The sequence below is a fragment of the Novosphingobium album (ex Liu et al. 2023) genome (assembly GCF_029076845.1).
Classification (GTDB): Bacteria; Pseudomonadota; Alphaproteobacteria; order Sphingomonadales; family Sphingomonadaceae; genus Novosphingobium.
In genome coordinates this window covers 138,496-160,535 of sequence record NZ_JARESE010000028.1, presented here as the reverse complement: position 1 = coordinate 160,535, position 22,040 = coordinate 138,496, and the positions used below count along the sequence as shown (strand labels likewise).

The 22,040-nt window shown below is 64.8% G+C and carries 13 protein-coding genes and 1 tRNA gene; 10 read left to right on the top strand and 4 right to left on the bottom strand.

Going from position 1 to position 22,040, the window contains the following annotated elements:
- Positions 1–7: 7 nt before the first annotated feature.
- The 4 genes from PYV00_RS09940 (at position 8) to PYV00_RS09925 (ending at position 3,357) form a co-directional block, all read left to right on the top strand.
- The gene (locus PYV00_RS09940; protein WP_275228110.1) at positions 8–544 is read left to right on the top strand and encodes a 2'-5' RNA ligase family protein; all 537 of its coding nucleotides are present in this window, start codon (positions 8–10) and stop codon (positions 542–544) included.
- A gap of 87 nt (positions 545–631) precedes the next feature.
- Positions 632–708 (top strand) — tRNA-Met (locus PYV00_RS09935).
- 225 nt (positions 709–933) lie between these two features.
- Positions 934–1,563, top strand: a complete 630-nt coding sequence (locus tag PYV00_RS09930; RefSeq protein WP_342803803.1) for an XRE family transcriptional regulator — start codon at positions 934–936, stop codon at positions 1,561–1,563.
- A gap of 60 nt (positions 1,564–1,623) precedes the next feature.
- A complete protein-coding gene (locus tag PYV00_RS09925) occupies positions 1,624–3,357 on the top strand; it encodes a putative 2OG-Fe(II) oxygenase (protein ID WP_275228108.1) in 1,734 nt (577 codons plus the stop codon).
- A 157-nt stretch (positions 3,358–3,514) separates the two neighbouring features.
- On the opposite strand, the gene PYV00_RS09920 is transcribed toward PYV00_RS09925, so the two are convergent.
- Positions 3,515–3,739, bottom strand: a complete 225-nt coding sequence (locus tag PYV00_RS09920; protein ID WP_275228107.1) for a hypothetical protein — start codon at positions 3,737–3,739, stop codon at positions 3,515–3,517.
- 92 nt (positions 3,740–3,831) lie between these two features.
- Between PYV00_RS09920 and PYV00_RS09915 the strand changes: the two genes are divergently transcribed.
- The 6 genes from PYV00_RS09915 to PYV00_RS09890 all read left to right on the top strand — a co-directional run bounded on the left by PYV00_RS09915 (position 3,832) and on the right by PYV00_RS09890 (position 17,117).
- The gene (locus PYV00_RS09915; RefSeq protein WP_275228106.1) at positions 3,832–6,834 is read left to right on the top strand and encodes a TonB-dependent receptor plug domain-containing protein; all 3,003 of its coding nucleotides are present in this window, start codon (positions 3,832–3,834) and stop codon (positions 6,832–6,834) included.
- Positions 6,835–6,898: 64 nt separating this feature from the next.
- The gene (locus PYV00_RS09910; RefSeq protein ID WP_275228105.1) at positions 6,899–9,508 is read left to right on the top strand and encodes a M14 family metallopeptidase; all 2,610 of its coding nucleotides are present in this window, start codon (positions 6,899–6,901) and stop codon (positions 9,506–9,508) included.
- 102 nt (positions 9,509–9,610) lie between these two features.
- Positions 9,611–11,230 (top strand): amidohydrolase, encoded by a 1,620-nt coding sequence (locus PYV00_RS09905; RefSeq protein WP_275228104.1) that lies wholly within the window; start codon positions 9,611–9,613, stop codon positions 11,228–11,230.
- Between the two features lie 114 nt (positions 11,231–11,344).
- Positions 11,345–12,595: a threonine ammonia-lyase gene (locus PYV00_RS09900; RefSeq protein ID WP_275228103.1), complete on the top strand. Its 1,251-nt coding sequence runs from the start codon at positions 11,345–11,347 to the stop codon at positions 12,593–12,595.
- Positions 12,596–12,639: 44 nt separating this feature from the next.
- Positions 12,640–15,768 (top strand): VPS10 domain-containing protein, encoded by a 3,129-nt coding sequence (locus PYV00_RS09895; RefSeq protein ID WP_275228102.1) that lies wholly within the window; start codon positions 12,640–12,642, stop codon positions 15,766–15,768.
- A 158-nt stretch (positions 15,769–15,926) separates the two neighbouring features.
- A complete protein-coding gene (locus PYV00_RS09890) occupies positions 15,927–17,117 on the top strand; it encodes a TetR family transcriptional regulator (protein ID WP_275228101.1) in 1,191 nt (396 codons plus the stop codon).
- Here the strand turns inward: PYV00_RS09890 and PYV00_RS09885 are convergent.
- The 3 genes from PYV00_RS09885 to PYV00_RS09875 all read right to left on the bottom strand — a co-directional run bounded on the left by PYV00_RS09885 (position 17,103) and on the right by PYV00_RS09875 (position 21,920).
- A complete protein-coding gene (locus PYV00_RS09885) occupies positions 17,103–18,335 on the bottom strand; it encodes an MFS transporter (protein WP_275228100.1) in 1,233 nt (410 codons plus the stop codon). The two genes, PYV00_RS09890 and PYV00_RS09885, sit on opposite strands and share 15 nt — an antisense overlap.
- A gap of 124 nt (positions 18,336–18,459) precedes the next feature.
- The gene (locus PYV00_RS09880; protein ID WP_275228099.1) at positions 18,460–19,674 is read right to left on the bottom strand and encodes a Ca2+-dependent phosphoinositide-specific phospholipase C; all 1,215 of its coding nucleotides are present in this window, start codon (positions 19,672–19,674) and stop codon (positions 18,460–18,462) included.
- 17 nt (positions 19,675–19,691) lie between these two features.
- Positions 19,692–21,920, bottom strand: a complete 2,229-nt coding sequence (locus PYV00_RS09875; RefSeq protein WP_275228098.1) for a TonB-dependent receptor — start codon at positions 21,918–21,920, stop codon at positions 19,692–19,694.
- Positions 21,921–22,040: the final 120 nt, after the last annotated feature.

The following is a 22,040-nucleotide window of genomic DNA, read 5'->3' as shown; positions in this document are numbered from 1 at the left end:
CGGGCCGATGCCGGGCGAAGGCGGGAGCGGCGCGACGGGAAAGCGGCCGCCGCTGCTCGTCACCGCCGAATTGCCGCCCGATATCCTGGGCTGGGCCGATGCCTTGCGGCGCGCGCACTATCCGCCCGAGCGCAATCGCCTGCGCGCGCATGTCACGCTGTTCCACGCACTGCCGCCCGCGATCGAGCCCGAATTGCGCCAGGTGCTGGCCGATCTGGCGCGATCGCCGCCGCCCGAAGCGCGCATCTCCGGCCTGATGAAGCTCGATAATGGCACCGCGATCGCGGTGGAGAGCCCGGCGATGGTGGAATTGCACGCCCGCATCGCCGAGCGCCTGCACGGCTTGCTCACCCGGCAGGATACCCAGCCGCTGCGCCTGCACATCACGATCCAGAACAAGGTTCCCCCCACCGCCGCGCGCGCGCTCCAGGCCGAGCTTGCGCCAAGGATCGAGCCGCGCGCGTTCCGCTTTCCCGCCTTCGGCCTCTATGCCTGGGAAGAGGGGCTGTGGCGGCCGATCCGCTCGATCGCGTTCCGGGGTTGAGATCGCGCATTTGGGAGGTTGACCATGCCCCGGACGCGCCCTAAAGACCCCGGCCTGCGCCGCGACGCCGGCGCATTGTTCGGGTCTGGCGGAGTAGCTCAGCCGGTTAGAGCAGCGGAATCATAATCCGCGTGTCGGGGGTTCGAGTCCCTCCTCCGCTACCAGACCCTTATCGGAAAGCTTCCGCCAGCTTCCGCATTTTCTCCGAAAAACCAAATAGCAGCAGCGGGTCGCGGGCCGATTCGCGTCCCCATGCGCCCGAATTCGGAATTGGGGTGTTTTCGCCGAGTAGCGGAAATGGAGCGATAGGCGACTATCTGTGCCATTCGTGCTGACGGCCAACGGCCGCACGAGTTCTTGCCCAGGTGTCAAGGCCACGATAGCCGGCGATGGTTGCGCGGATGGCCGAAGCGGGGCAAGTTTCCCGCCGCAAAGGAATTTATGAGGGAGTATTTGGCTTGGAGCGTGACCCTCCTGCGATCGGTCCTCGATTGCACCAGCTGCGCAAGGAACAGGGCATGACGCTCGACGCTCTGGCGGCACTCTCGGGGGTATCGCGTTCGATGCTGTCGCAGATCGAGCGCGGGCAGGCCAATCCCACGCTGGCGACCGTCTGGCACTTGTCGCGCGCGCTGAGCGTCGAGATCGCCGAGTTCGTCGGCGGCGAACGCATTGGTCGGCGCGGCCGGATCGAGCTGACCGCGGCCACCTTCGTTCCCGAGATCCGCACCGCGGACGGGCGGTGCGTCCTCAAGATTCTCAGCCCGGCGCCCAGCGTCGGCCAGTTCGAATGCTACCATCTCACGCTTGAGCCTCACGCCGAACTGGTGTCCGAGGCGCACGCCATGGGCAGTTCGGAGCACCTGACCGTGCTGCACGGCGAACTGACGGTGACCAGCGCGGAGACCACCGCGATCGTCGGTGAGGGCGCGATTGCACGCTACCCTGCCGATGTGCCCCACGCCATCCGCAATCCGGGGGCTTCGCGGACCGAGGCGCTGCTGGTCGTCATGTCCTGAACTGCGCGACGGCTGCCGTGCCGCTTGCGCGCAGGCCCGATCTCTGTTGATCTGGCCGCGATGGCGAACGACGGCAGCCCGGCGCGGGTATGGGAACAACAACGGCTTGAGGCAAGCCGCGCACTGATCCGGTCAGGACGCCAGGCAGAAGCCCGTGCCACCCTGGATGCCATACTCGCGGCGGATGCGCGATCGACCCAAGCGCTGCATCTGCTGGGCATCGTTGCCCGGCTGGAAGGGAGACTGTCTGAGGCCGAGGCGCGGCAGAAGGCAACGCTCGAACAGGACCCACTGCTGGAGGATGCGGCGGTCGAACTCGCGCGGCTCCTCAATGCAGCCGGGCGCGCGGCCGACGCGATCGCCTGCACCGAGGCCTGCGCCGGCCTGGCTCTGCCCAGCCAGGCGCTGCTCGTCGAACGGGCCCGGGCGTGGCAGGCGCTCGAGCGCCCGGACAAGCGGCTGGAGGTGCGTGAGCGCATCGCGCGGCTCTACCCGGGAAAGGCATCGACGCTGCACAACCTGGCGGCCGCGCAGGGCGATGCGGGCGATGCGGCGGCGGCTGAAGCGACCGCGAAGCAGGCGATGGCGCTGGGCGGCGATGCGCCCGAGACCTGGCTGGTGCTTGCGCGAGCCCTGCAAAGCCAGAATCGGCTTGCCGAAGCCGACGCAGCGTTCGGCGAAGCGATCAGGCGGCGGCCGGGATACTTCGACGCTCTGCGCGATCGCGCTCAGCTGCTCTGGATGAGCACGGGTGATATCGGCGCGGTGCTCGCGCAGCTCGACGACGGAGGGGCGGCACTGCCCCTGCTGGGACGCAGGATGCTGCAGGCCAGTTTCCTCGCCGCTGCGGGCGACAACGGTGCGGCCTACCGCTCGATCCAGAGCGCAGGCGCTCATGCAAGCGCGGAGGCCGAGGCATTCGCCGCACGGTTGATGCTGGCCGATGATCCGGCGAGCGCACTCGCGCACGCGCGTCGTGCGGTGGCGCTGTCTCCCGACTTTCGCGAAGGCCGGCTGGCGCTGATCGATGCCTTGCTGGCCGTTCAGGAGGAAGAGGAAGCTCGCGGCTGGATCGATCGCGAACTGGAACTTACGCCCCTGGATCAGGGCCTGATCGCGGCGCGTTGGACCGCGTGGCGGATCGCCGCCGATCCACGGGCGTCCGAACTGTACGATTACGCTGCCACGGTGCTTACCCGGAAGATCGACACGCCGCCGGGCTGGGGCAGTCTGGAGCGCTATCTTGCCGATCTGGCCGATGCGCTCGAACGGCTTCATGCGTTCACCGCGCATCCGCTAGACCAGTCGCTTCGCGGCGGCTCGCAGACCAGCGCCAATCTGCTGGTTAGCCAGGAGCCGGCAATCCTGGCGTTCGCGCAGGCGATCGATGGTCCCATCCGGCAGTATCTGGCGTCTCTGGACCTTGGGGACAGTCCGCTGCGGGCGCGTCGCACCGGCGGCTATCGCGTGGCCGGCATGTGGTCCGTGCGGCTGCGCTCCGGTGGTTTCCACCTCTCGCATGTGCATCCGCGTGGCTGGATATCGTCGGCATGTTACATCGACGTGCCCACTTCCGCACCCGAAGAGGGACAGCGCGCAGGCTGGTTGAAGCTTGGCGAACCGGCCGCGCCGCGCCTGGACCCCGAGTTCTTCGTGCGCCCGGAGCCAGGGCTGCTCGTGCTGTTTCCATCCAGCATGTGGCACGGGACAGTGCCGTTCGCCGGGCCGGGCCGTCGCCTGACGATCGCCTTCGATATCGTGCCCGATGAAGGCAGCCCGCTCAGCGTAGCATAGCGCCCGCACCGCGAGTCGGGGCCAGAAATTCCATCATAGTGGACCTCTAAAGTGAAATTTATGGGTTGACACATTTTTTTCATAGGACAGTATGTCCCTGTAACGGGGTTCAGGCCAGCCAGCAATGAATGGCATCGGCCTGAGTTGGAAAATAACTTTATATCGATAAGGTAAAGGTGGCTAGCTTGCAGCCGATCGGCTGTATTTGCCCTGCTGTCTGACGAATTTGTTCGTGTGCCTGTAAAATATTCATCGCCAGATTCGCGCGTGCCATTTTTTTGGTTCCATTTTTGTCGCATTTCGATGGCGATATTTTCGTATTGAGGGTCGTAGTTGAAATAATAAATGCAAAGGGGGAGGTTGTTCTGTTCGTGTCGCTCAAAAAAAGGGGGTGAGCTCATGAAGAACAACGTCAATTCGCAAAGATCGAGCCGAATTTGTGAGATTCGATCCAGTTATCTCCAGGCATCTGCCATGGCAGCGATGTTATTGGCTCTCTCATCACCTGCTGCCGCACAAGACAGTGCGGCAGGCGATCCTTCGTCGTCCGAAGGCGCCACGTCCGAGCCGGCGAAAGAGATCGTCGTCACGGGCTCGCTCATCGCTCGCCCGGACTACCAGGCCAACAGCCCGATCGTCTCGGTCGGTGATGACGTGGTGCAGAATACCGGCCAACTCACCGTGGAGCGCGCGCTGACGCAGTTGCCGCAGTTTGCCGGCGGTCTGGGCCAGAGCAACACTGCCACCACCAGCACCGGCTTGAGCGGCGGCCAGGCCAACGCGTCGCTGCGTGGCCTCGGTTCCAAGCGCACCCTGATCCTGCTTGAGGGCAAGCGGCTGCAGCCGTCGAACCCGGACGGCTCGGTTGACCTCAATACGATCCCGGAATCGGTGATCGGCAATATCGAGGTGATTACTGGCGGTGCTTCAACCACTTACGGTTCGGACGCGACTGCCGGCGTGGTCAACTTCCGGGTCAAGCGCGACCTCAGCGGACTGACGCTCAAGGGCTTTACTGGCGTATCCAATTATGGTGACGGCGTGAACCACCGCCTTTCGGCAACGGGTGGCGGCGAGTTCGCCGACGGGCGGGGCCGGGCGATTCTCGCTCTCGACTATTCCAATCGCGAACGCGCCAAGCGGCGCAAGCGCCCGTGGTACCCGGATCGCACGTATGAAACCGGCAATGCCGCCAACCCCTATGGTTCCGCCCTGTTCTCGGGCAACGAGCCAACGCTGGCCGCGGTCAACTCGGTCTTTGCCGACAAGTACGGTTACGCGCCCTTTGTTGCCAGCAATGGCAGCCGCCTGTTCAGTGGCGGCGCGCAGATCGGCTTCAACAACGACGGCACGCTCTATACCGCCAACAACGCGCCCGTGGTCAACTTTCGCGGCGTGGAAAGCGACGACGCGTTTTTCGTGGACTCGGGAAACTCGATCTTCGGACCGTCCAAGCAGTTCAAGTTCAATTTTATCGGCGGCGACATCCAGTCGCAGATGGAGCGCTACCAGGCGTTCGGCCGGGTCGACTACGATCTGACTGATAGCATATCGGCCTATGCTCAGTTCAACTATACTACCTATAGCCAAAGATCTATTGTCAACACGACTCTGTCGAACAATATCTACCTTCAGAATATCCCATATAACAGCTACTTCGTGCCGGAGGATCTGCGCACGATCCTGGCTTCGCGTGCCGATCCGACTGCGGACTTCCAGTTCTACAAGGCGTGGAACGCGATCGGCAACCGCGGCCAGACTTACGACTACGACGTGTGGCAATTCCTGTTCGGACTGACCGGCGGGGTCGGCATCGGTGATCTCACCTGGGAACTTTACGGCAGCCGCAGCTCCTCGAAGTTCCGCAACGGGCAGACCGGCGGCCTGAGCCTCAGCCGCATGGAGGCGCTCCTCGCCAGTCCCACCGGCGGGCTGGGCGACTGCCAGGCCTTCAACATCTTCGGCGATCTGCCGATCTCAGAGGCTTGCGCCAATTACGTCAAACGCGATACGCTGAACCTGACCGACATGGAGCAGGACAACGTGCAGGCGACGATCCAGGGCGGTCTGATCGACCTGCCGGCAGGCAAGGTGCGGTTCGCGGCCGGTGCCGGCTATCGCTCGAACTCGTTCGACTTCCGCTCCGATGACGCGCTCAATCAGCCCGGCGGCACCAGCGATATCATCGGTTTCGCGGTGCTGCGCTCGTCGGCCGGCGAGGTGAAGGTGAACGAGTTCTTCGCCGAATTGCTCGTGCCCGTGCTGCACGATCTGCCGTTGGTGAAGGAGCTCAGCTTCGACCTGGGCTACCGCTACTCGGACTACAACTCGATCGGCGGCGCGCACACCTACAAGGGCGATTTCGACTGGCAGGTGTTCGACCAGCTGCGCCTGCGTGGCGGCTACAACCGCGCCATCCGCGCACCCAGCGTGGGTGAGCTGTTCGCCCCGATTTCGACGGGCAGCAGCAGTATCGGCCAGGCCGCTCCGAATGTGATCGCGGGCGATCCGTGCGATTATCGCTCGTCCTACCGCCGCGGCCCCAACGAGGCGCAGGTCCGCGCCCTCTGCCTTGCGCAGGGCATGTCGCCGGGCACTTACGGCACGACCGCGGCGGGCTTTATCGGCACGTCGCAGGTCTTCCCGCTGACCGGGGGCAATCCCGATCTCGACGAGGAGACCGCCGACACATGGTCGGTCGGCGCGGTAATCAGTTCGCCGTTCAGCTCGCCGCTGGTCAACCGGATGAGCCTCTCGGTCGACTGGTACAAGATCAAGATCAGCGACGCGATCGGCGTCCTGCAGGTCGCGCAGTCGGTGCAGTACTGCTTCAATGCGGACGGCGCCTCCAACCCCACGTATGACCAGAACAACTACTACTGCCAGTTGCTGGCGCGCGCGCCCGAAGGAACGCTCGAACCGCCGACCAGCCAGCCGCTGCTGAACCTCGGCACGTTCCAGGTCTCGGGCATCGACGCGCAATTCGACTGGCGCGTCGGCCTTGACGACGTGGGAATTGGCGTGGGCGGAGACGTGCGGCTGCGCACCATCGTCAGCTACCTCGACAGCTTCAAGGTCCAGGCGCTGCCGGGCGCCCCGACATACGACTACGCCGGCACGATCGGCTTCTCGATCGAAAGCAACGCCGGCATCTCGCACCCCAAGTGGAAGGCGTATACCACGCTCGGCTATTCGGACGAGCACTTCGACATGACCTTCATCTGGCGCTTCATCGACAAGATGAAGCACAGCAATTCGGTCAATTCCAGCAACGCTCCCGCGGGCATCAAGACTTACCATGCCTTCGACTTGAACTTCGAATATCGGTTTGATGAGGACGTTACTATGCAGATGGGCGTGAGCAACCTGTTCAATAAGGCACCGCCGACGTACTCGAACGTGCCGGCCACGTACGATTCGTCGACCTATGACGTGCTTGGCCGGAACTTCTTCATGTCGATCGAAAAGCGCTTCTGAGCACCAGTGCTCCGGCCGGGACGCCGTCCCGGCCGCAAGCCACCGAACCGGGGAGACGATAAAGATGCAATTCCTGAAGCCCGCCGCCGCGCTGGCACTGCGCGCCAGTGCCTTGGCGCTCACGGTTGCCGGTGCCACGGCTCCGATGCTGGCGGTCGCGCAATCCGCCCTGCCCACGCCCGAGAGCTGGTTCGGACATCGAATGGGCACCGACCGCAAGCTTGAACCCTACGACAAGATCGTTGCCTACTACCGTGCGCTGGAAGCCGGCAGCGATCGCATCAAGATCGTCGAGCTCGGCAAGTCGACCGAAGGCCGGCCGTTCCTCGCCATGTTCGTGTCCTCGCCCGAGAACCTCGCCAGGCTCGAGGAATACCGGCGGATGAACCTGAAGCTGGCCGATCCGCGCGGCGTGCCGCAGGACGAGCTCGACCGCATCGTGCGCGATGGCAAAGCGATCATCGTCCAGTCCTATGACCTGCATTCGAGCGAGATCGGTTCCTCGCTCACCTCGGTCGAGTTCACCCACAGCATGTTGACGCGCACCGATGCCGACATGCAGCGCGTGCTCGACAACGTCATCACCATCATCATGCCCTCGCTCAATCCCGACGGGCACGACATGGTGCAGGACTGGTACATGAAATACGTCGGCACGCCTTACGAGGGTGGGCAAATGCCGTGGCTGTACCAGAAGTACGTCGGTCACGATAACAACCGCGACGCCTTCATGCAGAACATGGTCGAGAGCCGGTACATCGGCGGCGTCCTGTTCCGCGACTGGATTCCCGAAGCTTATATCGACCATCACCAGATGGGGCAGTACGGGCCGCGGATCTCGCTCCCGCCTTATACCGACCCGATCCGGCCTTCGGGCGATCCGCTCGTGTGGCGCGAGATGACCTGGTACGGCGCGGCGATGGCCTACAAGCTTGACGAGGCCAATCTCGCCGGCGGGATCGGCGATGCGATCTACTCGGGCTGGGGCCACTTCGGCTTCCACTGGATCACGCCGTTCCACAACATCACCGGGATGCTCGACGAGTCCGCCGGTGCGAACATTGCGACGCCCCTCTACGTCCATCCCGAGCAGTTGAAGGGCGGGCAGCGCAACGTGCCGGACAACAAGCCGCAGATGAACATGCCCAATCCCTGGCCGGGCGGCTGGTGGCGGTCGCGCGATATCGTCGATCGCCAGCTCGTCACGTCCTGGGCGCTCGTCGACACGGCGGCGCGCAACAAGGAGGAAGTGCTGCGCAACATGTACCTCAAGGCCCAGCGCCAGACGCAGCGGGGGGCGGAAGGGCCGGTGAAGGCTTATGTCGTCGATGTGAAGCAGCATGATCCGCTGACGGCCGGCAAGATGATCAACGCGCTGCTGCTGCAAGGCGTCAACGTCTACAAGGCGCCAGGCGAGTTCGTGCACGAGGGCCGGGTCTATGGCGCCGGGTCGTATGTGGTGCCGATGAACCAGCCCAAGATGGGGGTCGTGCGTTGGCTGCTCGGCCAGACGAACTTCCCCGACGATATCTATGCGCGGACCAAGGACGGTACCCCGATCCGGCCCTACGACATGTCGACGGACACCATGACCGAGTTCATGGGCGTGGAGAGTACGCCGGTATCGACCACCATCACCGCCGGGCTCGAGCCGCTGACGGCGGCGGTGGCGCCCCAGGGTACGGTTGACGGGGCAGGACCGTGGCTGCTCAGCGGGGCGCTCAATGACAGCTATCGCGCAGTCAATCTGGCGCTCAAGGGCGGCGGCACGGTGCAACGCGTGACCGCGCCCGCCGGTGGCGCCCAGGCCGGCGACTTCGTTGTCACCGGCCTTGCCCCCAGTGCGGCGCAAGGCATCGCGAGCACCACCGGCGTGAGCTTCGCGGCGGCCTCGGGCGTGAACGGCTCCATCGCCGTTAAGGCGCCGCGCATCGCCATGCTGAAGCGCTATCGTGGCGGCAACATCGACGAGGGCTGGACGCGTTTCGTGCTGGAGAGCTTCGACTACTCGTACAAGTCGATCATGGATGCCGAGATCAAGTCCGGCAATCTGATCCGCAAGTATGACGTGATCGTGCTGCCCGAGGACTCGATCTCGGCGATGACCGGCGAAAAGGCAGGGGGCGATTCCGGCGGGTTCGAAAGCATGGAGGCCGTGCCGCCCGAATACATCAGCGGTTTCGGCGAAGAAGGCGTCAAGGCGCTCAATGCCTTCGTCAAGGCGGGCGGCAAGCTGGTCACATTCGGGCGCGCGGGCGAGCTGCCGATCGAGAAGTTCGGTTTGCCGGTGGTGAACGTGCTCAAGGGCAAGTCGTCGAAGGAGTTCTGGTCGCCCGGGTCGACGCTGAAGGTGAAAGTCGACACCAGCAGCCCGCTCGCTTTCGGTATGCCCGAGGAGGCACTTGCCATCTTTACCGCCGGCAACCAAGCCTACGACGTGACCCCGCGTATGCATAACGACAACGTCCGCGTGATCGCCTCCTATGTGGACAAGGACGTGCTGCGCAGCGGCTGGCTGCTGGGCGAGGAGGTGATCGCCGGCAAGGCGGCGATGGTCTCGATCAAGCACGGGCAGGGCAACGTCATCCTGATCGGGTTTCGTCCGCAGCACCGCAGCCAGGCGCATGGCACTTACAAACTGCTTTTCGATTCCCTGATCGCGCCGGTGTCCTGACGTGCTGGCGTCAACTGGAGCAGGGCCGTCAGGGCGGCCCTGCTCCTTCCTTTCTTCCTTCTTTCGTTTTCACTCGCCGCGTTCGGCCCAGGGAGCAACTTGATGAAACTTTCGTTCGCCACTTCGGATGCGCTCGCCGCGTTTTCCCTTGCGCTTGCCATGCCGGCGGTCGTCGCCAGCATCGGCGAAGCGCGCGCGCAGGCCGAGCCCGACCGGAGCGATGCGCTCAAGCAACAGGCGGCGATCGGCGTGGAGAAGCGCTCCAAGCTGGTGCAGGAGATGGTCGATTCCATCTTCAGCTTCGGCGAACTGGGGATGCAGGAATTCGAAACATCCAAGTATATCACCGCCATCCTTGAGAAAAATGGCTTCACCGTCACGCGCAACGTCGCCGGCATGCCGACTGCCTGGACCGCGGTCTGGAGCAACGGCAGCGGCGGTCCGACCATCGCCGTCGGCTCCGACATTGATGGTATCCCCAAGGCCAACCAAAAACCGGGGATCGCCTGGCGCGAACCGCTCGTTCCCGGAGCGCCGGGGCACGGGGAAGGGCACAACTCGGGCCAGGCGGTGAACGTCGCCGCCGCGCTCGCGGTCAAGGACATCATGGTTCGCGAAAAGATCCCGGGCACGCTGAAGCTGTGGCCGGGCGTGGCCGAGGAACCCGTGGCGGCAAAGGCGTTCTTCGTGCGCGATGGCCTGTTCAGCGATGTCGACGTGGTGCTGTTCACGCACGTGGGCTCGAACCTGCAGACCAGCTGGGGCCAGCCCAGCGGCACTGGCGGCGTCTCGGTGCTGTACACCTTCAACGGCGAGTCCGCGCACTCGGCCGGCGCGCCCTGGCGCGGACGCAGCGCGCTCGACGCGGTGGAGCTGATGGACACCGGCTGGAACTTCCGGCGCGAGCATTTGCGTCCCGAACAGCGTTCGCACTACGTGATCAAGGACGGCGGCGATTTCCCCAATGTGGTCCCCTCGACCGCGACCGTGTGGTACTACTTTCGCGAGCAGACCTTCGAGAACATCCGCAAGAACTACGAGATCGGCACCAAGATCGCCGATGCCGCCGCGATGATGACCGATACCACCGTCAGCCACCGGATCATCGGCACCGCCGCGCCGCAGCACATGAATCGGCCGATGGCCGAGGCGGCCTACGAAAACATCAAGAAGATCGGCCTGCCCACCTGGACCGACGATGAGCAGCGCTTCGCCAAGGCGGTGCAGAAGCTCGTCAAGGGCAAGGAGGCCGGGCTCGATACCGAGCTGGGTCCGCTCAACGCACCCGAGCCCGAGCCCAAGAGCGGCGGCTCGGACGATATCGGCGACGTCTCGTGGACGCGGCCGACGATCACCATCCGCTTCCCTTCGAACATTCCCAATCTGCCCGGTCACAACTGGTCGAACGCGATCGCAATGGCGACGCCGATCGCGCACAAGGGCGCGGTCGCGGGTGCCAAGGCGATGGCCTTCACCATGCTCGATCTGTTGCTGAAGCCGGAATTGGTCGCATCGGCCAAGAGCTACTTCACCGATGTACAGACCAAAGATACAAAGTATCAGCCGGTCCTCACCAACGAGTTGCCATATATTGAAATGAATGCGGACATAATGGAAAAATTCCGCCCGGAAATGAAAAAGTATTATTACGACTCGAAGAAATACAAGACGTATCTGGAGCAGCTCGGCATTCATTGGCCGACCCTGGAGAAGACGAATTGAACAAGGGGGTGCTCTTCGGGTTACGATAAAGCGAACAAGTTCTGAAACGTCACCGCGTCGTCGCGCACGACGCGGAGCGGGCAATGGTGCACGCGGGCGACGGCTGGAGAGATCATGACAACCAGGCTGGATGAGATCGAGAATGCCAAGGCAAGGCTGGGCAACGCGGTCATCCGCACGCCATTCCTCCAGTCGCTCACGCTTTCGGAACTTACCGGGGCCGAGATCTGGCTGAAGTTCGAGAACCTGCAGTTCACCGGCTCCTTCAAGGAACGCGGTGCCCTCAACAAGCTGCTGACGCTGAGCGAAGATGCCCGGCATCGCGGTGTCGTTACCGTCTCTGCCGGCAACCATGCGCAAGGCGTGGCCCTGCACGCACGCAACCTGGGCATTCCGGCCACCATCATCATGCCGTCCGCCACCCCCACGGTGAAGGTCAAGCGGACCGAGAGCTTCGGTGCGACGGTCGAACTGTTTGGCGGCGACTTTGCCGAGGCATCGCAAGGCGTGGGCCGCTATGTCGAGAGAGGGCTGACATTCATCCATCCCTTCGACGACGCCGACGTGATCGCGGGACAGGGCACGATCGGGCTCGAACTGCTGGAGCAGGGCCCTCCGCTCGATGATGTGCTGGTGGCGGTCGGGGGTGGGGGGCTGATCGCCGGCGTCGGGGCGGTGTTCCGCGCCCGGTCGCCGCACACCCGGGTGATCGGGATCGAGAGCGAGCTTTACCCGTCGATGGCGAAGGCCCTGGGGCTATACGACGGCCCGGCTGCGGGCGGCACCTCGATCGCCGAGGGTATCGCCGTCGCGACGCCGGGGGCCATCACCCTCGAAGCCGCGCGCGAGCTGGTCAACGATATGATCGTCGTGCCCGAAGCGCAGATCGAGGATGCGGTCGCGCTGTTGCTGCAGATCGAAAAGACGCTGTGCGAAGGCGCCGGTGCGGTCGGCCTTGCCGCCGTCCTTGCGCACCCACGGCGCTTCCAGGGACGCCGGGTCGGCCTCATCCTCAGCGGCGGCAATATCGACATGCGCGTACTGACGGCGATGTTGCAGCGCCATCTCGCCCGCACCGGGCAACTCGTCCGGCTGCAGGTGCCCATGCTCGACAATGCCGGCTCGCTGGGCCCGGCGGCATCCATTATCGGGCGCCTGGGCGGCAATATCCTGGAAGTCACGCACGACCGCATTTTCGGCGGTGCATCCGCGCGGTCGGCGAACGCGGTGTTCACTGTCGAGCTGCCCGACCGTGAGCGCAACGAGATCGTGCTGAGGGAACTGAACGCGGCCGGTTTTGCCGCTGCCCTGATCGAGAATACGGTGGTCGCGCCAAGCGGCGAGCCCACCAGGCACTACGCTTGACCTGCGGCGGTCGACACGAAACGGAAAACGAAAAAGGAGCGAACATGGCAATTATCAGGACCTTGCATGTGGCCCTCGCCATCGGCCTGCTTGCCTCCACCTCGCTGCAGCCGGCGCGGGCTGAGAGCGTCGATTCTTTCGGCTCGCTCGAGTGGCGCAGCATCGGCCCAACCCGCGGCGGGAGGTCGATCGCGGTCGGCGGCAGCACGGCCCGCCCGCTCGAATACTTCTTCGGAGCGGTCGGCGGCGGCCTCTGGAAGACCACCGACGGCGGCACTTCGTGGAAGCCCGTCACCGATGGGCAGATCGCCAGCTCCTCCGTGGGCGCGGTCGCGGTGGCGCCGTCAAATCCTGATGTCGTCTATATCGGCATGGGCGAGCATGCCTTGCGCGGCAACGTGATCCAGGGCGACGGCGTTTATCGCTCGGCGGATGGCGGCAAGACCTGGACCCATGCCGGCCTCAAGGACAGCCAGTCGATCTCGCGCCTGTTGGTCGACCCCCGTGATCCCGATCTCGTCTACGCGGTGGTTCTCGGCCATCCTTACGACAAACATGCCGAGCGCGGCATCTTCCGCACGCGCGACGGCGGCAAGACCTGGAAGCAGGTGCTGTTCAAGAGCGACGGCGCCGGTGCGATCGACCTGACGATTGATCCCAGGAACCGCAATGTCATGTTCGCGGCGATCTGGGATGTGAACCGCAAGCCCTGGCAGCTCACCAGCGGCGGGCCGGATTCCGGTCTCTGGAAGTCGAGCGACGGGGGCGAGACCTGGAGCGAGATCACCCGCAATCCGGGGCTGCCGGCCGGTATCGTCGGCAAGATCGGCGTCGCCGTCTCGGGTGCCGACGGCAACCGCGTCTGGGCGCTCGTCGAGAACCGTGAGGGCGGCCTGTTCCGTTCGGACGATGCAGGCGCGACCTGGACCAAGGTCAACGACGAGCGCAAGATCCGCCAGCGCGCCTTCTATTACTCGCGTATCTACGCCGACCCGGTCAACAAGGACGTGGTCTATGCGATGAACACGTCGTTCTTCCGCTCCGAGGACGGCGGCAAGACCTTCAAGGCCATCCCCACGCTGCACGGCGACAACCACGACTTGTGGATCGATCCCGCCAATCCGCGCCGCATGATCGAGGGCAACGATGGCGGCGCCAGCGTCTCGACCAATGGCGGCGGCTCCTGGACGCTGGAAAGCTATCCGACCGCGCAACTCTACCACGTCTCGACGACTTCCGACGTGCCTTATCACGTCTGCGGCGCGCAGCAGGACAACTCGACGCTCTGCGTGCCGAGCGAGCCTTCGCCGCACATGCGCGATCCGACCAAGGGCGCGGGCGAGTGGCTTTACCCCGTGGGTGGGGGCGAGAGCGGCTACATCGCGCCCGATCCCAACGACGCCAACATGTTCTATGCCGGCAGTCAGGGCGGGCTGCTGACCCGCTACGACCGCCGCACCGGCCGGAGCGACGATGTCGAGCCGTACCCCGAGTTCTTCTCGGGGATGTCGGCCAGCGTGCTCAAGGAACGGTGGCAGTGGACTTTCCCCATCGTGTTCGATCCGCACGACACCAACCGCATCTACACTTCGTCGCAGCACCTCTTTGCTTCGGACGACCGCGGCCAGAGCTGGCAGGTGATCAGCCCCGATCTCACGCGCGCGGACCCGAAGACGCTGGGCGATTCCGGCGGCCCGATCACGCATGACCAGAACGGACCGGAAATCTATGCGACGATCTTCGCGGTCGCTCCCTCGAAGATCAGCAAGGGACTGATCTGGACCGGGTCCGACGACGGGCTTGCCCACATCACCCGCGATGGCGGGGCATCGTGGCAGAAGGTCACTCCGGGCGGCCTGCCCGATTTCGCGCGGATCAGCATTATCGATGCTTCACATCACGAGCCAGGCACGGCCTATCTCGCCGCGAACCGATACCAGATGGGCGATCGTTCGCCCTACCTTTACCGCACGCATGACTTTGGCAAGTCGTGGACCAAGATTGTCAAAGGCATCCCCGCCACCGATTTCCCGCGCGTGATCCGTGAGGACCCGGTGCGCAAAGGGCTGCTCTATGCAGGGACCGAGCACGGCATCTATGTCTCGCTGGATGATGGCGACAGCTGGCAGTCGCTGCGGCTGAATTTGCCCGATACGCAAGTTTCGGATATCACGATCAAGGGCTCGGACGTGGTGATCTCCACGCATGGCCGCTCGTTCTATATCTTGGATGACGTCGACTGGCTGCGCCAGTACGATCGGAAGGCACTGGCCAACTCACTCCACGTCTATGCCCCGCGAGCGATGACCTTGCAGGTCGACGAGGCGACGATCGATTACAACCTGACCGCGCCCGCGAAAGCAGTGACGGTCGAGATTCTGAAGGACGGCGCCGTCATCGCCAGCTTCAAGAACGCTGCCGAGGGTGAGGCCAAACCCGTCGAGGAGGGCCGCCGTCGCCGTACCAAGCCGCCGACCACCAACGCCGGGCTCAACCGCTTCGTCTGGAACGGCCAGCATAGTGGCTCGCCCGGCTTTCCCGGCATGATCTTGTGGAGCGCATCCTCGGAAATGGGGCCGCGCGCCGTGCCGGGCGACTATCAGGTGCGCATCACGGCCGACGCGGCGACGCAGGTTCAGCCGTTGCGGATTCTGCCCGATCCGCGCTATCCCGAAGTCACCCAGCGGGATCTTCAGCAGCAATTCGACCTGGCGAGCGCCATCCGCACCGACCTTTCGGCCGCGAATGCCACTGTGGCTTCCATCCGCAAGATCCGCCAGGTCATCGCCGATGCTCGCGGCAACGCCGCGATCGCCGCGGCGGCGCAGCCGATGCTGGCGCGCCTCAAGATCATCGAGGAGAGCCTGTACCAGGTGCAGAACCGCAGCGGCCAGGACCCGCTGAACTTCCCGATCAAGCTCAACAACCAGATCGCCACGCTCGGCCGCAAACTGATGGAAAGCTATGGCGCGCCGCCTGCGCAGTTCCGCACCGTCTACGAGGAACTGCACGGGGAGCTGCAAACCCAGCTCGATGCCTATGCCGCCGCCACCGGCGAGGGCTTCGCGGCGGTCAATCCCTTGTTGATCGCCGCCAAGGGCGCGCCGCTTTCGCCCCGGATGCTGGAGGCGGTCACGCTCCGGCCTGAGCCCTGGATGGAGGCGGCGAACTAGGCGGCGGAAACGCGGGATGGCGTAACCGGCCCGCGCGCTGGCTGGCCGTGGCGCTCCGCCGGTGCGGGCGGAGGCCCGGTCACCGCGCGCATCAGGTTCTCCGGGAGGAGGGAACTTCTGCTGTTGTGCCCAAGGGGTTCCGTAGGCACGGTGAGAAGATGGGAGACATCGACGCCGCCACCTTCATACGGGCCGCCCGCTCACGCATCGCCGCAAGCGGCATCCGTGGCCTCAGCTTGCGCACGGTCGCACAGGATGCTGGCAGTTCGGTCGGCTCGCTGAGCTACCGGATCGGCGACAAGCGCGCCCTGATCGCGCATCTGATCGACGATGAGCGCCGGGAATTCGATCGGATGGCCCATGCCTGGCGCAAACGCGCCGGACAACTCGATCTCGCCGTGCCCGAGGTTCTCGCCCATTTCGTGACGGCATGGCTGGATGAAGCTGCGACCGTGCGGCGGGAGGCCGCGCTTGCCGGATGCGAACTGCTGCTGGAAGCCACGATCGATCCCGCCGGCTATCGCGGGACCGGGGACCTGCTCGACGATGAGGATCGCTTCTGGCGCGGCGTGCTGGCGCCCGGTTACCGGGCGATATCCGATATCTTCGGGTCAGCCATCGCCGCTTATTGCCGCGACGAAATGCCGTTCTCGATCGCGCTGGGCGGCAATGCGGACTATCGCCTGCTGCGGGCCGCGACCGTGCAGCGATTGGCCGAGGGCCTTGCGGGCAGCGCCACGGGGCTGGCCCGCTCTTTCGAGGCCCTGGTCGCGGCCTGCGGCGATACCAGCGCCGCCGTCGCCTTGCCGGTGGATCTGCCCGCAGGATCGAAGAAGGCGGAACTGGCGGCGCATATCGCCGATCTCATGGCGGAGCAGGGGGTGGCCAGCGTCACCCATCGCCTTGTCGCGGCGCGCGCGGGAGTGCCCAATTCCAGCGTCGCGCATCATTTTCGGACAGGTGAAGACCTGTTGCACGCGGGGCTGGGGGCCCAGATTCTGCGGATGCGCCAGGAACTGCAACTTGGCGCCCTTCCCGACGCGCAAGCCAATTTGGGGATGATGCTCATGCGCTCCACCCACGCGGTCGCGCTGGCGGCGGCGCGCGACCCCGCATTCGTGCCCTTCGCGCTCGATATGCGCCGCCGCCGGGCGGAGAATGTCCATCTTGCCGTGGGCCAGGCCATCGGGGGTGTCCATGGTCTTGACCGAGCGGCGGCTCAGGCGGCCACGATGACCTATATCGGATCGGGCCTTGCCATCACGGCCGGTGGTGGCGCCGATGGATCGATTCTCATCGGATCGGCACAGCTTGTGCGGCTCAGGCAGTCATGCTCATTCGCCGAATGACAGGTCCGCTGCCTGGCGCTCGGGCCTGATGGTCAGGAGCAGGACCGCAGCAACGCCGCAGGTCAGCATCACGAAGCTGCCGAGCGGCCAGAACAACGATGGCGCGATATCGACAGGTTGTGAACTGGAGGACAGCCAAACCCCGGTGATGCCGGCGGAAAGGCCCAATCCGATCTTCATGCTCATCGTAAACAGGCCGAAGTGCGCGGCATAGCGGCCGGCTTCCGGTGGTGCGCCGGTCTGCCCGATCATTTCCGAGAGCACCGCCCAGGTGAGAAAGGCTATGCCGCCGCCGATCAGGCTGAACAGGATGAGCCAGGACAAGGCCACGGGGCCGCTCCATTGCGCCACGGCCGGTATCATCAGCGCGGCAAGCCCGCTGGCGGCGTAAGCCAGCACAAGCGCGTGCCGGCTGCCGATATGGCGGGCGATGGGAGACCACAGCCAGACCGCGGTAAGCCGCCCCGCGGTCATAACCAGAAGCACCGCGCCGAAGATGGCGGACGCGCCGAAGTCCAGATGCAGCATGGCCTTGCCCGCGGCGGCAAGGCCTGCAAGGCCAATCACGGTAGCCGCGCAGTAGATCCGCAGGGGCGATGGTATGGACCGGCTTGTCCGTGCCTGCCCGATCTCCTGCCGGTCATCGGCATCACGCGCCAGGAGCAGCGGAAGCGGCGCCATGCAGATGACCGCGAGCAGTCCGATCATGGCGACCAGCATCGGCGCGAATTGTTCCGCGTTCCTGCCCGCCAGGAGGACGGGAAACGAAACCAGGCCAATGACGATGGCCGCCGCGCTCGCCACGGCGGCGCGCACTTGCGCGGCGCCCAGATCTCCCCGGGTTTCGGCGATGCGCCGGGTCAGGGCATTGTGCGGCACGTCCAGCAGACTGAACCCGGTGCGGAAGAGGAACAGCAGCGCGATGGCGGGAACCGCGTGCCCCTTCTCCAGCAGCGGCAGGATCGCGAAGCCGATCCCGCTGGCCAGAATGGCCATGCCCGACAAGGGCGGGAGAACACGCCTGATCGCTGGCCAGCGATGCAGGCTTGCGCCGAACAGCCCGTCGCACAGCGCATTCCAGAGCGCGCTTGCGAGAAACATGCCTCCCGCCAGTGCCGGTGGCAGATCGAGAAACCGGACGAGGATGTAGAGGGTAAGCGCGTCCTCGCCAGCCCAGAGCAGACTCTTGCCGAAATGCACACTGCCATAGCCGATCAAACCCGGAGGCCGGCATGAAGCGGGGGCATCGTCGATCACGAACCGCCAGTAACCGGGGGCGATGACACGGCGGCGACAGGGGCGGGCGGGCGACGGGGACCGCGAAGTCCCCCCGCCCGCCCGGTCATTTCGCGGACGTGGTGGTCGCCCGCGCGACATCGCCGCCGGGCAAGCGCACGACATAGGACGTGCCATAACCATTGCCCGGCTGCTCGAAATCGGTGGAGACGATCTGCGCGCCGCTGGCGAAGGCGGCATTGGCACGCGTCATGTCGTTCGCCTTGGCTTCCCAGGTCTCGATATCGGCCCGGCTGCGGACGAGATAGCCCCTGGCGACCTGATCGCGGATTTCGGCCCCGTTTTCGAGGGCATTGTCGTTGAGGATGAACGCGGCATAGTCACGGCCCGGCGCGGAATCGAGAAAGGCCAGGCGCCCTTTCAGCCCCGGATGCCCGGTCAGATAGCCCGATGCGCCGTCGCGTCCCGTCGCGGTGCTGAGCAGGAAGACGAACTTGCCGCGCGCCTGGCCCAGCGAAGGCCAGTTGCCTGCCAGCACCGCCTGTTCCAGCGTCGGATAAGTGCCGCGCACGTCATCGGGCGCAACCACCCGGTCGCGGCCGATGACATCGAGGATGGTGCTGTCGATCTCGTCGTAAGTGGCCGGGGTGAACGGCGGCACCGGCGTGTCGCGCGGCACCAGCGGCGTGGCCTGCACCTTGGCCTCGATCATGATGAAGATCGGGACGTGGCGCGGATGCGCATCCGACCATGCCTTCATCTGCGTCAGGCAGACGCGGAAGGTCGGGCAGGAACTGCGGAAATCGATATCCGCCATGTGCAGCACCTTCAGGCCCGGCGCGGTCAGCGGCGCCGGATCGAACGCCAGCAGATCGCGCACGCCTTGCTGGCGCAACAGGCGATAGGCTGCCGGATCGGCATAGGCGCCGCCCTGCGGATCGGCGTTGACGTCGATCTCCAGCCCCCTGACGCCAAGGTCGAGCTGCGCGGCGAGCGAGGGGTGCCGATAATTGAGGCCCTCGCTCATCGTCACGTCGTTGGGATGGGCCAGCAGGAACTCCTTGCGCGCGTCCTCGGGCATCTGGTCGAGAAACGTGTGCATCGACGGCAGGCGCTGGTCGATCATCCGCAGGATATGGGGATCGACGCCCTGCGAATAGCTGTTGTGCGTGCCCAGGATCTGGATGCGGTTGATCGGCAGGCTGTCGGGAAGCTGCGGAGCCTCCATCCGCGCCGCCTCCCGCGCGCCGGCTTCAAGGCAGGGCATGGCCAGCATGGCCAGCCCAAGGGCGCACAGGCGCCTGGCGAAGGTCGGTTTCATCGGGTTCACCTGCGGCATCAGAAGTTGAAATTGGCGAACACGCCGGCCGTCCGGCGGGCGTTGGGCGAGGTGTAGTGCAGCAGGCCGAGCGCGCCGTAGAGCTGATAGCCGGTGGAGAAGTACGTATCGAACAGGTTGCGGGCATAAGCGCCGAACTCCAGCCGGTTGCCGGCCGTGACGAAGCTCAGCCGCGCGTTGGCAAGGCCGAAGGCCGGCACGAACGACCAGTCCGGCTGCCCCACCACGGTCCAGTACTTGCTGCGCCAGGCATAGTCGGCATGGGCACGCACGGTCAGCCCCGGGGAGACCGGATGCTCGTAGTCGCCCGCGACCGCGTATGACCAGTCCGGCGAATTGGGCAGGCGCGTATCGGTATAGTCGGTCGTCGCGTTATAGACATAGTCGGTGAAGCGGGCGCGGGTGTAAGTGCCCGACGCGCTGAGCGTGAGCGAGGGGGTTGGCCGGGCCACGATGCTGGCTTCCACGCCCTCGCTGCGCAGGCCGCCCGCGTTGCCGATCGCCTGCGCCAGGATGAAGCCGCCCAGGCCATCAGGCACCTTGGTCAGGATGGTCGCCTGGAAATCCTTGAAGTCGGAGCGGAACAGGTCGATGTTGAAGCGCAGGCGGCGATCGAACCATTCCGATTTCAGGCCGATTTCCCAGGCTTTGACCGTTTCGTCCTCGTAAGGCGCGTACTTGTTGCCGACAAAGGCGATGCCCTTGGGCTTGTAGCCGGTCGAATAGCTGGCGTAGAGCATCGCATGGTCGGCGATCTGGAATTCCGGCGCGACCCGGAATGAGAAGTTGTTGCCCTTCGCCCGGCCGAACCGATAGACCGGCGGCGCGCTGGTCGCGATGAAAACGGGCGAGAAGCCCGTGATCGGCCTGGGGTCCAGATAGACATAATCCAGCCCCTGCGAATTGTTGTCATGCGTGTAGCGCCCGCCCAGCGACACGCGGAACCGTTCCGACAGGTTGAACTGCACCTGGCCGAAGGCGGCCATGGTTTCGTTGACGGCATCGAAGCGCGATGCATTGCCGGCTTCGCCGATGGCGCCGGTGGTGGTGTAGAGCATCGCGGAAGGGATCGGGCTGGTTCCCAGCGTGCCCCATTGGTACTGGACCTGCTGCGCTTCCAGCCGGTTATAGAACAGGCCGAAAAGATAAGTGATCGGCTTGTCGGCCGGCGAAGCCAGATGGACTTCCTGGCTGACCTTGTCGGTATCCAGCGTGCCGAGATTGTACGGGAGATAGGCGAAGAGGTTGATCGGCGTCAGGTCGGCCGGCGTGTTGTTGTTGTAAAGCGTGTGGCGATAGGCGGTGATCGAGGTCAGTTCATGATCGCCCAGCTTCGCGTTGACGCGGGCCGAAGCGCCCCATTCCTCCGTTTCGATCTCGCCGAACATGCTGTCGGCGGTGTCGGCGTTCTTCGGGCCGGGATAGACGCCAAGCGCGTTGAGGATCGTCGTGACCCCGGCGGGCTGGTCGGCGACCGGGGTACGCACGCTGCTGTCCCAATGATGCGCATAGTCGCCTGAGAGGGTCAGGTTGAAGCTGTCGCTGGGTTCAAGATAAAGCCGCGCGCGGCCGCCATATTCGTGCTTGGACCCGACAAGCCGATCCAGCGTGACGTTGCGGCCGAAGCCATCCTGCGCCTGATCGAAACCCGATACGCGCAGTGCGGCATATTGCCCCAGCGGCAGGTTGACGGTGGCGTTGAGGATGCGCTCCTGATGCTCGCCATAGCTGGCGCTGCCCCGCAACGCGGTGACGCCCAGCTTCGGCCTGGTGGTGGTGACGGCGATCACGCCCGAGGTGGCGTTCTTGCCGAACAGGGTGCCTTGCGGCCCCATCAGCACATCGACCGATGCGATATCGACCATGCCGATCAGGCCGTTCGCGCGCTGGCCGTCCATCACGACATCATCGACCACGACGCTGACCGACTTGGCGTTGGAAAAGTCGAACGAGGTGGTGCCCACGCCGCGAATCTGGAAGGCGGCGCCCTGCGTCGGATCATATTGGACGCCCGGCGCCATGTATTGCAGGTCGGTCACGTCGGTATATCCGGCCTTGGCGATCGCGTCTCCAGAGATGGTCTGGATGGCGAGGGGGACGACCTGGCTGCTTTCCGTCCGGCGCTGCGCGGTCACGACGATCTCGTCAAGTTGCGCCTGGGGATCGATATCCGGGGCCGCTGTCTGGGCGGTGGCGGGCTGCGCCATCAGGATGGCACAGCCGCTCACGGAAGCGGACAGAAACGAATGTACGGTTTTCAAGCTGTGGCGTGACACGAGTTGCCCCCTCGTTGAATGATTGGATCGAAGGGGCTTCTAGGTGATCTTCATTGCAGATTTGAGACGAAT

Excerpts from the sequence above, each read along its gene's own strand:
- PYV00_RS09890 (WP_275228101.1), top strand. The coding sequence starts at position 15,927 with ATGGGAGACATCGACGCCGCCACCTTCATACGGGCCGCCCGCTCACGC.
- PYV00_RS09905 (WP_275228104.1), top strand. The coding sequence starts at position 9,611 with ATGAAACTTTCGTTCGCCACTTCGGATGCGCTCGCCGCGTTTTCCCTT.
- PYV00_RS09900 (WP_275228103.1), top strand. The coding sequence starts at position 11,345 with ATGACAACCAGGCTGGATGAGATCGAGAATGCCAAGGCAAGGCTGGGC.
- PYV00_RS09915 (WP_275228106.1), top strand. The coding sequence starts at position 3,832 with ATGGCAGCGATGTTATTGGCTCTCTCATCACCTGCTGCCGCACAAGAC.
- PYV00_RS09940 (WP_275228110.1), top strand. The coding sequence starts at position 8 with ATGCCGGGCGAAGGCGGGAGCGGCGCGACGGGAAAGCGGCCGCCGCTG.
- PYV00_RS09930 (WP_342803803.1), top strand. The coding sequence starts at position 934 with ATGGTTGCGCGGATGGCCGAAGCGGGGCAAGTTTCCCGCCGCAAAGGA.
- PYV00_RS09925 (WP_275228108.1), top strand. The coding sequence starts at position 1,624 with ATGGCGAACGACGGCAGCCCGGCGCGGGTATGGGAACAACAACGGCTT.
- PYV00_RS09895 (WP_275228102.1), top strand. The coding sequence starts at position 12,640 with ATGGCAATTATCAGGACCTTGCATGTGGCCCTCGCCATCGGCCTGCTT.
- PYV00_RS09910 (WP_275228105.1), top strand. The coding sequence starts at position 6,899 with ATGCAATTCCTGAAGCCCGCCGCCGCGCTGGCACTGCGCGCCAGTGCC.
- PYV00_RS09880 (WP_275228099.1), bottom strand. The coding sequence starts at position 19,674 with ATGAAACCGACCTTCGCCAGGCGCCTGTGCGCCCTTGGGCTGGCCATG.